Consider the following 14,067-nt stretch of genomic DNA (forward strand, 5'->3'; position numbering starts at 1 on the left):
CTTCGGCAGCTCCTACATGGGTACTCTGTAGGAGCTGCCGAAGGCTGCGATCTTTTGATTTTCAGGTTGTGATCATCGGGGGCAGGGTGCCGAGCAGGGAGACGGCGGCGACGGCGCCAATGCCAAGCAGCCATTCGACCATCACACTGCGCCTCAGCGCCTCCATCCGCTGTTCACAATCGTCAATCCGCAAACGGTTGAACAGCGCCAGGCCAAGCATGCCCAACACGATCATTGCCTTGATCAACAGAATCAACGCAAACCCGCTGAACAGCGGTGTCGGCCACCACTGCCCGGTCAGCACGCGGACGTTGATCAAACCGCTGACCAGCAGCCCCGCGACCAACGCATAACCGACGCCACTGAAGCGCCGCAGAACCATCGACACAGGTTCCGTTGGCTGGCGCAGAATCATCACCAGCAACAACAATCCGCCGAGCCATGCGGCCACGCAGGTCAGATGAACGATCTGGTTGAGAATCAGCAATTGCCCGCTCAAACCATCGAGCATCGCGCCATGCCCGACCGGGGCCAGCGTCGCCAGCAGCAGGGCGCTCAAGCCCAGCCGCAATGGCAGGCTTGAGCGCCATGGGCTGAACAACAAGGCCAACAGCGCCGCGTTGACCAGCAAATGCCAGCGCCAGACCTGACCGAAAAATGTGTTGCCCAAGACCAGCGCCACGGTGTCGGGATCAAACGCGGCGGCAGCGGAACCGGCCATGCTCGCGGTAATCAACAACGCCCAGGCAACCCCGCTGACCAGCGCAATCGCGGTCAGCCAGCGCGCCAGTCGCGCCACGTGCCGGTCGACTTGCAGCGCTTCATCCTTGAGCAGCAAAGGCCTGAACAGCCAGGCCCCGAACAGCATCAACACCACGATGAAATGCACAAAGCGGCACAGCACCAGCGCTTCACTCATGAATTACTGGCCAACCTTGAACTGATAAGCACCTTCACTCTTGTGCGTGTCGACCGACACCGCGTGCCATTCGACCTTGTACTCGCCAGCGGTCAGCGGCGCGGCGGGGGTAACGATGAGAATCTTCTTGTCGCCTTCGGTGGTCAGTGCCTTGACGGCTACCGGAGCGCCATCCTTGGTCAACGTGACTTTGGTGAAACTGGCTTCAACGCCTTCGGAAAAGGTCAGGCGCAAATCGGCCGGGGCAGCGACGGTGCTGTCGGCGGCCGGGGTCTGGCTTTTCAGGTGGGCGTGCGCGAATACCGAGGATGCGGCGAACAGCGAAGCGAGCAGGGCAGTGGTGGTCATGACGTTCTTGAACAGCATCGCGGATACCTCTGAGGCAGGATCGAAAAACGTCAGTTTAGCCATCCGCCCGCCTCAGTACGAAGTTTTGTTTACAGCGTTCGCCCGCGCACCAGAGCGGATGCTAGTCTTGAACAACGTTGTTGTCAGGGAGCCCACATGGGCAATCACAAGATCGAGATTCGTCGCAGTAACGTCGAGAAAATCCTCTTGGCGGCGGAGAAAGTCTTCGCCGAAAAAGGCTTCGGTGGCACCGCCATGGCCGATATCGCCGCCGAGGTGCAGTTGCCGCGCTCCAATCTGCATTACTACTTCAGCACCAAGAGCGAGCTGTACAGCGCGGTGCTGTTCGACCTGCTGGAAGTGTGGAAGCAGGACGCGCTGTGCTTCGAGATGTTCGACGACCCGCGCGTGGTGTTGAGCAGCTACATCCGCGCCAAGATGAATCACTCGCGCAGTCGCCCGTATGGTTCGAAAGTCTGGGCCAACGAAATCATCCACGGCGCGCCGACGTTGGGCGAGGCGCTGGATCTCAGCCTGTACGACTGGGCGAAAATGAAGGAAGCGAAGATTCGCCAGTGGGTCGAGGACAAGCGCATTCTGCCGGTGGAACCGTCGAGCCTGCTGTACATGATCTGGGCGTCGACGCAGCACTATGCCGACTTTGATCATCAGGTGAATATCCTCAATGAACATCAGCCGTTGTCGGACATGCAGTTCGAGCGGGCGGTGCAGACGGTGACCAGTGTGATCCTGCGCGGGATCGGGTTGGAGCCCTAAGTCAAAAGATCGCAGCCTGCGGCAGCTCCTACATGATCGTTCCCACGCTCTGCGTGGGAATGCCTCTAGGGACGCTCCGCGTTCCAATGGGACGCAGAGCGTCCCGGGCTGCATTCCCACGCAGAGCGTGGGAACGATCAGTCAAACCGCAACATGGTAGGGATTGCGCGGATCATGATTCCAATCGAGAAACGGCTTGCCCGTTTCCATCGGCACCATCTCGATGCAATCCGCCACCGGGCAGGTGATCTGGCACAGATTGCAGCCCACACATTCCTCATCGATCACTTCATATTTATGCGTGCCGTCCGCCTGCTTGAGGCTGCCGATCGCCTGATGTGACGTGTCCTCGCAAGCAATGTGGCAACGCCCGCAACCGATGCACGCCTCCTGGTCAATCTTGGCAATGACTTGATAGTTGATGTCGAGGTACTTCCAGTCGGTGGTGTTGCCCACCGCACGCCCGGAAAACTCACTGATGGTGGCGTAACCCTGACTGTCCATCCACCTCGACAGACCGTCCTTCATTTCCTCGACAATGCGGAAACCATGCAGCATCGCCGCCGTGCACACCTGCACCGCGCCGCTGCCGAGGGCCATGAATTCCGCCGCGTCACGCCAACTGCCAATGCCGCCAATCCCGCAGATCGGCAAGCCCTGGGTTTCTGGATCGCGGGCGATTTCGGCAACCATGTTCAGCGCAATCGGCTTCACCGCCGAGCCGCAGTAACCGCCGTGGGTGCTTTTGCTGCCGACGGTGGGCAGGGCGACCATGTGCTCCAGATCGACACTGGTGATCGAGTTGATCGTATTGATCAGCGACACCGCATCGGCGCCACCGCGATGGGCGGCGCGAGCGGCGACGCGGATGTCAGTGATGTTCGGCGTCAGTTTGACGATCACCGGCAGCGAGCAATAAGTCTTGCACCAGCGCGTCACCTGCTCGACGTACTCCGGCACCTGTCCGACCGCCGCGCCCATGCCGCGCTCCGGCATGCCGTGGGGGCAGCCGAAGTTCAGCTCGATACCGTCAGCACCGGTGGCTTCCACCAGCGGCAGAATGTGTTTCCACGACTCCTCGACGCACGGCACCATCAGCGAAACGATCAGCGCGCGATCCGGCCAGTCCTTCTTTACCTGAGTGATTTCACGCAGGTTGATTTCCAGCGAACGGTCGGTGATCAGTTCAATGTTGTTGATGCCCAGCACTTCACGGTTGTTGCCGTAGTGCGCCGAGTAACGCGACGAAACGTTGACCGCCGCCGGATCTTCGCCGAGGGTTTTCCAGACCACGCCACCCCAGCCCGCCTCGAAAGCACGGACGACGTTGTAGGCTTTGTCGGTCGGTGGCGCAGAGGCCAGCCAGAACGGATTCGGCGCTTTGATGCCAGCGAAGACTATCGAGAGATCGGCCATTTACGCAGCCTCCACGTTGAGCATCAGTTGCGCGTTGATCGCCTCGGCGGCGAGTTTGCCGTGCTGCACGGCTTGCACGGTGAGGTCTTGGTCGAGACTGGTGCAATCGCCGCCGGCATACACACCGGGAATGCTGGTGCGCAGGTTTTCATCGACCTGAATGCGTTCGCCCTGACGCTTGAGTTCACGGGCCAGCGGGTCGGCGAGTGCACTGCCGTCGAAGGCCTGGCCGATGGCTTTGAAGATGGCATCAGCGGCCAGTTCGAAGGTTTCACCGGTGGTTTGCAGACGACCGTCGACCAGATCGGTGCGGGCGAAACGCATGCCGCGCACGTGGCCTTGATCGTCGAGCAGCACTTCTTCCGGTTGCGCCCAGGTCAGCAGGCGCACCTGATTGGCTTTGGCAATGTCCTGTTCGTGGCCGGTGGCGCCCATGTCGGCGGCGCCACGGCGATACACCAGATTGACATCGCGAGCACCGAGGCGTGCCATTTGCACGGCCATGTCGATCGCCGTGTTGCCGGCGCCGAGGACGATGCAGCGCTCGGCCAGCGGCAGTTGCGTGAGGTCATCGGCCTGACGCAGTTCGCGGATGTAATCGGTGGCCGCGAGCAGGCCCGGTGCATCTTCGTGGGCCAGGCCGAGTTGTTTGCTGGCGTTGAGACCGAGGCCGAGGAACACCGCGTCAAACTGATGATGCAGTTCGCTGAGGGTCAGATTCTCGCCGAGTTTCTGCCCGTGACGAATCTCGATGCCGCCGATTTGCAGGAGGAAATCCAGCTCCTTCTGCGCGTAGTCGTCGACCAGTTTGTACTTGGCAATTCCGTATTCGTTGAGGCCGCCAGCCTTCTCCCGCGCTTCGAAAATCACCACGTCATGACCGTGCATGGCGCTGCGATGCGCGCAGGACAACCCGGCCGGCCCGGCACCGACCACAGCAATGCGTTTGCCGGTGGCGGCGGCGCGCTGGAACGGGTGCTCGCTGAAGTGCGCGTTGTCGACGGCGTAGCGTTGCAGCAGGCCGATCAGCACTGGCGCACATTCGTGGGCGTTGTTGCGCACGCAGGCTTGCTGACAAAGGATTTCGGTCGGACAGACCCGTGCGCAACTGCCACCGAGGATGTTCGCCGAAAGAATTTTCTGCGCGGCGCCGGGCACGTTGTCCTGATGGATATTGCGGATGAACGAAGGGATATCGATCTCGCTCGGGCACGCATTCACGCACGGCGCGTCGTAGCAATACAGGCAGCGCGAGGCTTCCAGATGTGCCTGGCGGTCATTGAGCGGCGGCGCCAGATCGGTGAAATGCCCGGCGAGGGCGGCCGCGCTTTCGTGCGGGTGGGGGAGATGGTTCAGGGTCTCGATCACGGTTTTTTGCCTCGGTTTTTGAGGTTCTCTGCCTCTGATGGGCAGTGGGTTTTGTGTCGTTCGGGATGGCCTCATCGCTGGCAAGCCAGCTCCCACAGGGATCTATGGTGTTCACAAAACCTTGTGGGAGCTGGCTTGCCAGCGATAGGCCGAAGGCCGCTATCAGCGTTTCACAGCAACTGGCTTATGTTGCTCAGCCCGCTTGCTCAGCAAATCAAACACCGCCGGGTACGCCGGCCGTTCGATATACCGCCCGGCGCCGCGCTCGGCGCGCAGGTCGCCATCGGCCCAGACCAGACGGCCCTGGCTGACGGTGTGGCTCGGCACGCCGCGCACGGTCTTGCCCTCGAAGATGTTGAAGTCCACCTGCTGATGGTGGGTCTTGGCGGAAATGGTGCGCGTACCCTGCGGATCCCACAGCACCAGGTCAGCATCGGCGCCAACGCGAATCGCACCTTTGCGCGGATAGAGATTGAAAATCTTCGCGGTATTGGTGGAGGTCAGCGCGACGAAATCCTCCATCGACAAACGCCCGGAGTTAACCCCCTCATCCCACAACACCGCCATGCGATCTTCAATGCCAGCGGTGCCGTTGGGAATCTTGCTGAAGTCGTCGCGCCCGGCAGCTTTCTGCTCGGCGCAGAAACAGCAGTGGTCAGTGGCGGTGGTGTGCAGATTGCCGTTTTGCAGTCCGTGCCACAGCGCTTCCTGATGACCGCGTGGACGGAACGGTGGGCTCATCACGTAACCGGCAGCGGTCTGCCAGTCCGGGTGTTGATAGACGCTGTCATCGAGCAGCAAATGCCCGGCCAGCACTTCGCCGTACACCGGCTGACCCTTGCTGCGCGCATAGGTGATTTCGTCGAGGGCTTCCTTGGTCGAGACATGCACCAGGTACAACGGCGTGCCAATGGTTTCAGCGATGCGAATCGCCCGGCTCGCCGCTTCCCCTTCAACCTGCGATGGCCGCGACAGCGGATGCGCCTCCGGGCCGGTGATGCCTTGGGCCATCAACTTGCGTTGCAGGTGATACACCAACTCGCCGTTTTCTGCATGCACGGTCGGCACGGCGCCGAGTTCCAGACAGCGCTCGAAACTCGCCACCAACGTGTCATCGGCGGCCATGATCGCGTTCTTGTACGCCATGAAATGCTTGAAGCTGTTGATGCCGTGATGGCTGACCAGTTCGGCCATTTCTTCGCGCACCTGCTCGCTCCACCAAGTGATCGCGACGTGGAAGCCATAGTCGGAGGCGGACTTTTCCGCCCAGCCGCGCCACTGATGAAATGCTTCCATCAGCGACTGCTGCGGATTGGGAATCACAAAATCGATGATTGAGGTCGTGCCGCCGGCCAGACCCGCAGCGGTGCCGCTGTAGAAGTCTTCGCTGGCCACGGTGCCCATGAACGGGAGTTGCATGTGGGTGTGCGGATCGATGCCGCCGGGCATCAGGTATTGGCCGCTGCCGTCGAGCACTTCGGCTCCGGCGGGAATATCAAGGTTTTCACCGATGGCTTTGATCACGCCGTCAGCGCAATAGACGTCGGCGCGGTAACTTTCATCATGGGTAACAACGGTGGCGCCACGGATCAACAGAGACATTCCGAGTTCCTCGCAGGCATGACCGACTTGTGCCGGTTCTAGATGTTTTATTGATAGACAGCGTTGCAGGCTGTATTCCTGTCATCGCTGTCAGGAATAGAAGCTAGTCGCAGATTTGGAATAGATCAAGAATATTTTTTATAAGCTTATGACTGTTTTAAGTGGTTGAAAAATAATGATAAAAATCGAAAATCACCAAAATGGTGAGGCCGTTCACCATTTTGACGCACTTGACAGGATGGAAATATGAGCAAGATTTTGTATGTGAAATCAGCCGCTTGAAGTTGAGCTGCAGCGGCGCGCTCACAATGAAAATAAATAGCGTGCACCAGTTTGAGTCCTGTCTGTTCGGACAACTTGCCAAGTGTTTAGCCTGAGCACCCAGACAAGTTTCCGCGAACTCAACCGGTGAATAATTAAAAATGATGAATATCAGAAAGTTGCAAAGCGTTTAACGCTCGGCCCGATGCGCAAGCGGGGCACTCGGCACGTTTATTGATGCCGCCGCTGACACCGTGGCCGGTGCACGAAAGTTGTCAGTTCCTCCGGCCATCGTCCGGTTTGCACCTGCGTGTGCCAGCCGCCTGATGAGCAAAAAAATAATCAGAAGAACAGTGGAGCGGCCATGCAACAGAACAGATCGCAAGTGACCGAGCGCGACGGCTTGTTCGAACTCGAAGCCGGCAGCGACGTCCTCGACAGTCCCCGTTACAACCACGACATGGCACCGACCAAGGTGCACGAACGAACCTGGAACAAATGGCACATCACCGCGCTGTGGGTCGGCATGTCGATCTGCGTGCCGACTTACACCCTCGGCGGCGTGCTGACGGCGTACTTCGGTTTGAGCGTTGGCGAAGCGCTGCTGGCGATTCTGTTCGCCAACATCATTGTGCTGATTCCGCTGACGCTCAACGCATTCCCTGGCACCAAGTACGGCATTCCTTTTCCGGTGTTGCTGCGCTCATCGTTCGGGATTCTCGGCTCCAACGTACCGTGCCTGATCCGCGCGCTGGTGGCGTGTGGCTGGTTCGGCATTCAAACGATGTTCGGCGGGTTGGCGATTCACCTGTTTCTCGGCTCGGTGTTCGAGGGCTGGAAATCCCTCGGCGGCACCGGGGAGGTGATCGGCTTCATGGTGTTCTGGGCGTTGAACCTGTGGGTGGTCATTCGCGGCGCCGAGTCGATCAAGTGGCTGGAAACGTTATCCGCGCCGTTGCTGGTGGCGGTCGGCATCGGCCTGCTGATGTGGGCGATGCCCAATGTGTCGATGACCGAGTTGATGGCGATTCCGGCCAAACGCCCCGAAGGTGCCAGCGTCTACGGCTACTTTGCCGCCGGGCTGACGGCGATGGTCGGTTTCTGGGCCACGCTGTCGCTGAACATTCCTGACTTCAGCCGCTATGCCAAAAGCCAGAAGGACCAGATTCTCGGGCAGATCATCGGCCTGCCGCTGACCATGTTCCTGTTCGCTGCGCTGGGCGTGGTGATGACGGCCGCCTCGGTGAAACTGGTCGGTGTCACGGTGTCCGATCCGGTGACGCTGATCGGCCATATCCAGAGCCCGGTGTGGGTCGCAGTGGCGATGGCGCTGATCATCATCGCCACGCTCTCGACCAACACCGCCGCGAACATTGTTTCGCCGACCAACGACTTTCAAAACATCGCCCCCAAGGTGATCAACCGCACCAAAGCGGTGTTGCTGACCGGGTTGGTCGGGCTGTTGCTGATGGGCCATGAGTTGCTGAAAAAGCTCGGCTGGATTGTTTCCGACGTGAGCCTGGAAAGCGTCTATTCCAACTGGTTACTCGGTTATTCGAGCCTGCTCGGGCCGATTGCCGGGATCATGGTCGTGGATTATTTCCTGATCAAGAAACAGCAACTGGATTTGACCGGTCTGTACCGCGATGACGTCTATCCAGCGTGGAACTGGGCTGGTTTTGTTGCGTTCGGTGTGCCGGTGGTGCTGACCGTGATGTCGCTGGGCAGTGATGCGTTCAGCTGGTTTTACAGCTATGGCTGGTTCACTGGTTCGGCGTTGGGCGGGATTATTTATTACGGGTTGTGCGTGATGCGGGCGCAGCCTTCAGTCGTAAAAACAGCGGTGTAACTCATGATCGTTCCCACGCTCTGCGTGGGAATGCAGCCCGGGACGCTCTGCGTCCTAACAGCGGACGCAGAGCGTCCATGGATGAGTTCCCACGCAGAGCGTGGGAACTATCGGCATCAACACTGAGGAGATCCCCATGAACGCAGCCGTAGACGTTCTGCAATCGACCCATCAGCACATCAACCGCGATCGCCTGTGGGCGTCGCTCATGGAACTGGCCAAGCTCGGCGCCACGGTCAAGGGCGGGGTCTGTCGCCTGGCCCTGACTGACCTTGACCGTCAGGCCCGCGACCTGTTCGTGCAATGGTGCAAGGACGCCGGATGCAGCGTCACGGTCGATGAAGTCGGCAACATCTTTGCCCGTCGCCCGGGGCGCAATCCCGACCTGCCGCCAGTGATGACCGGCAGCCACATCGACACCCAACCCACCGGCGGCAAGTTCGACGGCTGCTTCGGTGTACTCGCTGGCGTCGAAGTCCTGCGCACCCTTAACGACCTTAAAGTGGAAACCGAAGCGCCGCTGGAAGTGGTGGTCTGGACCAACGAAGAAGGCTCGCGCTTCGCCCCGTGCATGATGGGCTCCGGCGTGTTCGCCGAGAAATTTACCCTCGAAGAAACCCTCGCCAAAGTCGATGCCGAGGGCATCACGGTCGGCGAAGCACTGAATGCCATCGGCTACGCCGGCTCGCGCAAGGTCAGTGGGCACAAGGTCGGTGCCTACTTCGAAGCGCACATTGAACAAGGCCCGATCCTTGAAGACGAACAGAAAACCATCGGCGTGGTGCTCGGCGCGCTGGGGCAGAAATGGTTCGACCTGAAACTGCGCGGTGTCGAAGCCCACGCCGGCCCGACCCCGATGCACTTGCGTAAAGATGCCTTGGTCGGCGCCTCGGTGATCGTCGGCGCCGTCAACCGTGCCGCCCTCGGACACCAACCTCACGCCTGCGGCACCGTCGGCTGCCTGCAGGCCTATCCCGGCTCGCGCAACGTCATTCCCGGCGAAGTGCGCATGACCCTCGATTTCCGTCATCTGGAACCGGCACGGCTGGACTCGATGATCGCCGAGGTGAAGCAAGTCATCGAAGCCACCTGCGAAGAACATGGCCTCACTTACGAACTGACACCCACCGCTGACTTCCCGCCGCTGTACTTCGAAAAGGGCTGCGTGGAAGCGGTGCGCGGCGCGGCAAAAGGTTTGGGCCTGTCGCACATGGACATCGTCAGCGGCGCCGGTCACGACGCGATTTTCCTTGCCGAACTTGGTCCGGCGGGAATGATTTTCGTGCCCTGTGAGGGCGGCATCAGCCATAACGAAATCGAAAACGCCGCGCCGGAAGATCTGGCGGCGGGGTGTGCGGTGTTGTTGCGGGCGATGCTGGCGGCGTCGGCAGCGGTGGCGACCGGACAGCGTGCTGCCTGAAATCACGGCATAACCTGTGGGAGCTGGCAAGCCAACTCCCACAGGGTTTTAGTTATTCAGGTGAGTGAAGTGATCAGCCGGGGCGGTCTTTTTTGCTTGCGGCACTTGTGCGCCGGTCATTGCCCTGCGGATTGCCGATATCCAGCAACCGCCTCTCCACCAAAACATTCTCCAGCGCCTGACGCTCGAACGGCGCCATTTGGTGTTCACGCTTTTTCAGCTCCAGCAAAATGGGGCTGGACCAGGTGCGATAGGTCTGTTCAATGTTGCGACGCGACGTCATCAGTCTCTCCTTGATCAAGAGCCCGGTGAAGCTGGCAGGGGCTCAGTCCGATGAGGGGGTAACGTTAGACGACAAACCCGTAAGTCGCGAATGCACCTATCCCTGTAGGAGCTGCCGAACGCTGCGATCTTTTGATCTTGGTTTTTAAACATCAAACCCCACAGGAGGGTTGTTCCAAAAGTATCGGCTCGGCACGATCACCGACCCCTGCGGTCGTACTCATCACATGGCGCATCACTTGTGGAGATCCAATGAGCCAGGAAGTCCTGACCACCGAAACCAATCGCCGCCAGTTGCAGCAGATCATCGCCGGGCTGTCCGACGGGGTGATCCTGCTGGAGCTGGATCAGAGCATTCTTTGGGCCAACGAAGCCGCGCTGTCCATGCACGGTGTGAGCCGGATCACCGACCTGGGCCACAATGCCGACGAGTACGCCAAGCTGTTCAATCTGCGCTATCGCAACAATCACGCGATCACCGCCGAAAACTACCCGATCAGCCGCGTGGCGCGCTGTGAGAGTTTCAATGATGTGCTGATCGAAGTGTCGCCGACCGATGACCCGGAGCGCACCTGGGTGCACAGTGTGCGCAGCATGATCCTCACCGATCGCGAAGGTCAGCCCGAGTCGCTGGTACTGATCATGAGTGACGTCACGGACTGGGCCAACGCCGAGCAGCGCTTCGAAAAGACCTTCAACGCCAACCCGGCTCCGGCAGTGATCTGCCGCCTCAGCGATCTGCGTTACATCAAGGTCAATCCGGGCTTTCTGGAAATGACCGGCTACAGCCGCGATCAGGTGATCGGCACTTCGGCCTATGAAATCGACATCTACGAGCGAGCCGAGCAGCGGGATCTGGCGATTCAACGCTTGCGCGACGTGGCGACCATTCCGCAAATGCAGGCCGAACTGCGCCTGCCCGATGGCAGCAGCAAACAGGTGATCGTCGCCGGCCAACCGCTTCTGCTCAACGACGAGGACTGCATGTTGTTCTCCTTCGTCGACATGGAGATGCGGCACAAGGCTGAGGTGGCGTTGCGCCAAAGTGAAGAACGCTTTGCCAAGGCTTTCCGCCTGACACCGGTGCCGATTCTGATCTGCAGCGCCGACACGCAGCAGGTGATCGATGTAAATCAGGCGTTTCTCGAAACCCTGGCTTACGACAGTGAGGAGGTGTCCGGTAAAACCGTCACGCAGCTCGACTTCATCAGCGACAACGGCGCCCGTGCGCGATTGCTGACGGCCTTGGAGAACAGTGGGAGGGTCAACCGGGTTGACGTGCAAGTGCGCAAGAAGGACGGCGATGTGCTCGAATGCGCGCTGTCAGCCGACACTGTCAATATTCAGGACACGCCGTGTTATCTGCTGGTGCTGATGGACATCACCGAACGCAAACGCACCGAGCTTGAGTTGGTGGCGGCGATTGAAGAGGTGATGAAGGATGCTTCGTGGTTCAGCCGCACGCTGATCGAAAAACTGGCCAATGTGAAGAAGGTTAACTCGCCGCAACTGCCTAGCGTGTCGTTCACTGATCTGACGACGCGGGAGCGCGATGTGCTCGGGCTGATCTGCGAAGGGTTGGCGGACAAGGAGATCGCTGCTCGCCTGAAACTGGCGCTCAACACGGTGCGCAACCACGTGGCAACGGTGTATTCCAAGCTCGATGTGCACAGCCGCAGCGAGGCGATTGTCTGGGCGCGGGAGCGCGGCTTGTTCTCCGGGGACTCAGGTACCAAGGGCCAGCGCTAAGGTGCAAATGCACTAGTTCAACTGGTGCAAATGGAGGTATTGGTGGAGGGGGACTGTTCTTAGTCTGGTGGGGTGCGATACGAGCCTGTTGGGCTGGTGATCGTGTCCCCTCTGAAGTAACTGAAGGACAGCCGTAATGATGAATCTTGCGCAGTTGCGCGCGCAGCTTGAGCGGAGTTTCTCGCCGCTGGCGTGTGAGTGTCTGGTGGATGGTGATCATTCTTTGACGGTGAAGCTTTATCACCCGGTCTCGGGGCAGGTGGATCTGGTGATCAGTGGGCTGAAGCTGGATGCGTTGCGTACGCCGGGGTCGGTCGAGGCGTTGATTGAAGAGTTGCGGTATGAGTTGGGGAGTAATTCTTTGCGGTCTTCTCGGGATCCGGATTTGGTTTAGGTCTTGGATCTTGGCGGCCTTTGGGCCGGCCATGCTCTGGGGTGTGAGGTGTACATATCCGTTGTTTCGGTAACGGCCACTTAGGGTTTCGCCCTTACGGCGAGTCCCTTTGGCAAACGCCGGAGTGCCGGCCCAGCCCAAAGGAACCAAAGGTCTTTCACCCTGACGTTCGGCCCTCGCTGTGGCTCGGGTTCCTTCGCTTCGGGATCGATCCGGGCGCAGCGCCTCCGGTTTGCTTCGCTGCACCTCCTCTCGCTGTGTTTGGCTGCGCCAAACGGTCGCTGCGCTCCCACCCCCGGATCAATCCCTCCACTCAGCCTGCCGACGGGCTCCGAGATCAAGATCAAAAGCGGTACTCGAGCTTGCGCTCATTGTTGAGTGGGGCGGCTGCGCCGCATGGGGTGTTCACAGCTCAACATTGTGCGAGCTGGGATGCGACGATTCGACTTGCCTGCGATTGCGGTCTCTTAGCGGACCCATTCCTATCAGATGGACCACACCGGAATGTGGGAGCGAGCTTGCTCGCGAAGGCGGTCTGTCTGGCCCTACACATTTGAATCTGCGCACCCTTTCGATCTCTCACGCAAAATCGACAGCCATTAACCTCCAATACGGCGCTTTACTGGCACATGCGGGCCCGTCGGCTATAAAGAATGAGTGGTCAGGTCTCTCGTGGTCGGTTCAGGCGCGGGAGTGGCTCTTTCATTTATCGCGGGTCGTCCTATGAACAATCCTGGGAAACGCGTGTTGCCGTTGGCTTTTTTTGTTGTGCTGTTGGCGGGCTGTGCCAGTCCGCCGCCACCTCCACCTGTCGCACCGCCTCCTCCGCCGGAACGTACTTGCCAGGTCCTTGAAAACACCGAGGTTGCCGGTGATATGTATGCCGACGGGCAGGTCACTCGTCACATCACCACCACCCGTTGCGTCACGCAATAGCGCCGGCGGGGCGTAAGTCCCGGGTTGAGCGGATTGTGCTGGTGGCCGACCTGGTCGGCACCGCGGTGTTCGCGGTGGAAGGTGCCATTGCGGCGATGCGCAGTCAGCTCGACTTGCTCGGGGTGATGGTGATTGCGTTCATCGTCGCGCTCGGCGGCGGGGTGACTCGCGACTTGCTGATCGGCGCCACGCCGCCCAATGCCGTGGCCGACTGGCGCTATCCGGCCCTGGCGTTCTTCATGGGCGGGCTGGCGTTTGTTTTTCATGAGCAGGTACTGGGATGGTCCGGTTCGACCTTGATCGTGCTGGATGCGGCGGGCCTTGCGCTGTTTGCCGTGGCCGGTGCGCAGAAGGCGTTGAATTTCGGCATTACGCCGTTTGTGGCGATGTTGATGGGCACGATCACCGGCGTTGGTGGCGGGGTGATTCGCGACATTGTGCTGGCGCGGATACCGGTGGTGTTGCAGGCGGATTTGTATGCGAGTTCGGCGTTTGTCGGTGCGGCGGTGTTGATCATCGGGCGCAGGCTGGGTGTCTCACCGGTGGCGGCGGCATTGCTGGCGGGGGCGGCGTGTCTGGCGTTGCGCTTGCTGTCGGTGCATTTTGGCTGGCAGTTGCCCAAGGTCCAAGGCTGAATCCTTTCCCTGTAGGAGCTGCCGAAGGCTGCGATCCTTTGATCTTGATCGGCAAAAATCCAAGTCAAAAGATCGCAGCCTTCGGCAGCTCCTACAGGGGCGGGATCAGGT

Annotated in this window: 12 protein-coding genes; 6 read left to right on the forward strand and 6 right to left on the reverse strand. The window is 59.9% G+C overall.

All coding sequences use genetic code 11. The features are described 5' to 3' along the window. Positions 1-61 precede the first annotated feature (61 nt). Positions 62-919, reverse strand: a complete 858-nt coding sequence (copD, locus tag EJA71_RS05800; RefSeq protein WP_158955094.1) for a copper homeostasis membrane protein CopD — start codon at positions 917-919, stop codon at positions 62-64. Positions 920-922: 3 nt separating this feature from the next. Continuing rightward, complete coding sequence (gene copC / locus EJA71_RS05805; RefSeq protein ID WP_158955095.1) at positions 923-1,285, reverse strand: copper homeostasis periplasmic binding protein CopC; 363 nt, start codon at positions 1,283-1,285, stop codon at positions 923-925. Between the two features lie 138 nt (positions 1,286-1,423). On the opposite strand from copC, the gene EJA71_RS05810 reads away from it, so the two are divergent. Then, positions 1,424-2,044, forward strand: coding sequence for a TetR/AcrR family transcriptional regulator (locus EJA71_RS05810; RefSeq protein WP_027613201.1), 621 nt, complete (start codon positions 1,424-1,426; stop codon positions 2,042-2,044). 141 nt (positions 2,045-2,185) lie between these two features. Here EJA71_RS05810 and preA read toward each other — a convergent pair whose 3' ends face one another. The 3 genes from preA to hydA all read right to left on the reverse strand — a co-directional run bounded on the left by preA (position 2,186) and on the right by hydA (position 6,430). Next, positions 2,186-3,460 carry an NAD-dependent dihydropyrimidine dehydrogenase subunit PreA gene (preA, locus tag EJA71_RS05815; protein ID WP_158955097.1) on the reverse strand — a complete coding sequence of 425 codons (1,275 nt, stop codon included), beginning with the start codon at positions 3,458-3,460 and terminating at the stop codon, positions 2,186-2,188. Next, positions 3,461-4,828, reverse strand: a complete 1,368-nt coding sequence (locus tag EJA71_RS05820; RefSeq protein ID WP_158955099.1) for an NAD(P)-dependent oxidoreductase — start codon at positions 4,826-4,828, stop codon at positions 3,461-3,463. It lies immediately after the preceding gene. A gap of 162 nt (positions 4,829-4,990) precedes the next feature. Further along, complete coding sequence (hydA, locus tag EJA71_RS05825; RefSeq protein WP_158955101.1) at positions 4,991-6,430, reverse strand: dihydropyrimidinase; 1,440 nt, start codon at positions 6,428-6,430, stop codon at positions 4,991-4,993. A gap of 625 nt (positions 6,431-7,055) precedes the next feature. Here hydA and EJA71_RS05830 point away from each other — a divergent pair. Together EJA71_RS05830 and EJA71_RS05835 are read left to right on the forward strand one after the other, a co-directional pair. Beyond that, complete coding sequence (locus EJA71_RS05830) at positions 7,056-8,540, forward strand: NCS1 family nucleobase:cation symporter-1 (RefSeq protein ID WP_158955103.1); 1,485 nt, start codon at positions 7,056-7,058, stop codon at positions 8,538-8,540. A gap of 136 nt (positions 8,541-8,676) precedes the next feature. Further along, on the forward strand, positions 8,677-9,960 hold the full coding sequence (locus EJA71_RS05835; protein WP_158955105.1) for a Zn-dependent hydrolase: 1,284 nt from the start codon (positions 8,677-8,679) through the stop codon (positions 9,958-9,960). A gap of 73 nt (positions 9,961-10,033) precedes the next feature. On the opposite strand, the gene EJA71_RS05840 is transcribed toward EJA71_RS05835, so the two are convergent. Next, positions 10,034-10,243 (reverse strand): hypothetical protein, encoded by a 210-nt coding sequence (locus EJA71_RS05840; RefSeq protein WP_158955107.1) that lies wholly within the window; start codon positions 10,241-10,243, stop codon positions 10,034-10,036. 251 nt (positions 10,244-10,494) lie between these two features. On the opposite strand from EJA71_RS05840, the gene EJA71_RS05845 reads away from it, so the two are divergent. The 3 genes from EJA71_RS05845 to EJA71_RS05855 all read left to right on the forward strand — a co-directional run bounded on the left by EJA71_RS05845 (position 10,495) and on the right by EJA71_RS05855 (position 13,956). After that, positions 10,495-11,991, forward strand: a complete 1,497-nt coding sequence (locus tag EJA71_RS05845) for a helix-turn-helix transcriptional regulator (protein WP_158955109.1) — start codon at positions 10,495-10,497, stop codon at positions 11,989-11,991. A 136-nt stretch (positions 11,992-12,127) separates the two neighbouring features. Beyond that, on the forward strand, positions 12,128-12,385 hold the full coding sequence (locus EJA71_RS05850; RefSeq protein WP_158955111.1) for a DUF1652 domain-containing protein: 258 nt from the start codon (positions 12,128-12,130) through the stop codon (positions 12,383-12,385). A 977-nt stretch (positions 12,386-13,362) separates the two neighbouring features. Then, on the forward strand, positions 13,363-13,956 hold the full coding sequence (locus tag EJA71_RS05855) for a trimeric intracellular cation channel family protein (protein WP_256671480.1): 594 nt from the start codon (positions 13,363-13,365) through the stop codon (positions 13,954-13,956). The last annotated feature ends 111 nt before the right edge of the window (positions 13,957-14,067 follow it).

Source organism: Pseudomonas sp. PB106, from assembly GCF_009764645.1.
Lineage (GTDB): Bacteria > Pseudomonadota > Gammaproteobacteria > Pseudomonadales > Pseudomonadaceae > Aquipseudomonas.

What these genes read in the sequence shown, in the direction of transcription:
- EJA71_RS05835 (WP_158955105.1), top strand. Translation starts at nt 8,677, where the DNA reads ATGAACGCAGCCGTAGACGTTCTGCAATCGACCCATCAGCACATCAAC.
- preA (WP_158955097.1), bottom strand. Translation starts at nt 3,460, where the DNA reads ATGGCCGATCTCTCGATAGTCTTCGCTGGCATCAAAGCGCCGAATCCG.
- hydA (WP_158955101.1), bottom strand. Translation starts at nt 6,430, where the DNA reads ATGTCTCTGTTGATCCGTGGCGCCACCGTTGTTACCCATGATGAAAGT.
- EJA71_RS05810 (WP_027613201.1), top strand. Translation starts at nt 1,424, where the DNA reads ATGGGCAATCACAAGATCGAGATTCGTCGCAGTAACGTCGAGAAAATC.
- EJA71_RS05850 (WP_158955111.1), top strand. Translation starts at nt 12,128, where the DNA reads ATGATGAATCTTGCGCAGTTGCGCGCGCAGCTTGAGCGGAGTTTCTCG.
- copD (WP_158955094.1), bottom strand. Translation starts at nt 919, where the DNA reads ATGAGTGAAGCGCTGGTGCTGTGCCGCTTTGTGCATTTCATCGTGGTG.
- EJA71_RS05840 (WP_158955107.1), bottom strand. Translation starts at nt 10,243, where the DNA reads ATGACGTCGCGTCGCAACATTGAACAGACCTATCGCACCTGGTCCAGC.
- copC (WP_158955095.1), bottom strand. Translation starts at nt 1,285, where the DNA reads ATGCTGTTCAAGAACGTCATGACCACCACTGCCCTGCTCGCTTCGCTG.
- EJA71_RS05845 (WP_158955109.1), top strand. Translation starts at nt 10,495, where the DNA reads ATGAGCCAGGAAGTCCTGACCACCGAAACCAATCGCCGCCAGTTGCAG.
- EJA71_RS05830 (WP_158955103.1), top strand. Translation starts at nt 7,056, where the DNA reads ATGCAACAGAACAGATCGCAAGTGACCGAGCGCGACGGCTTGTTCGAA.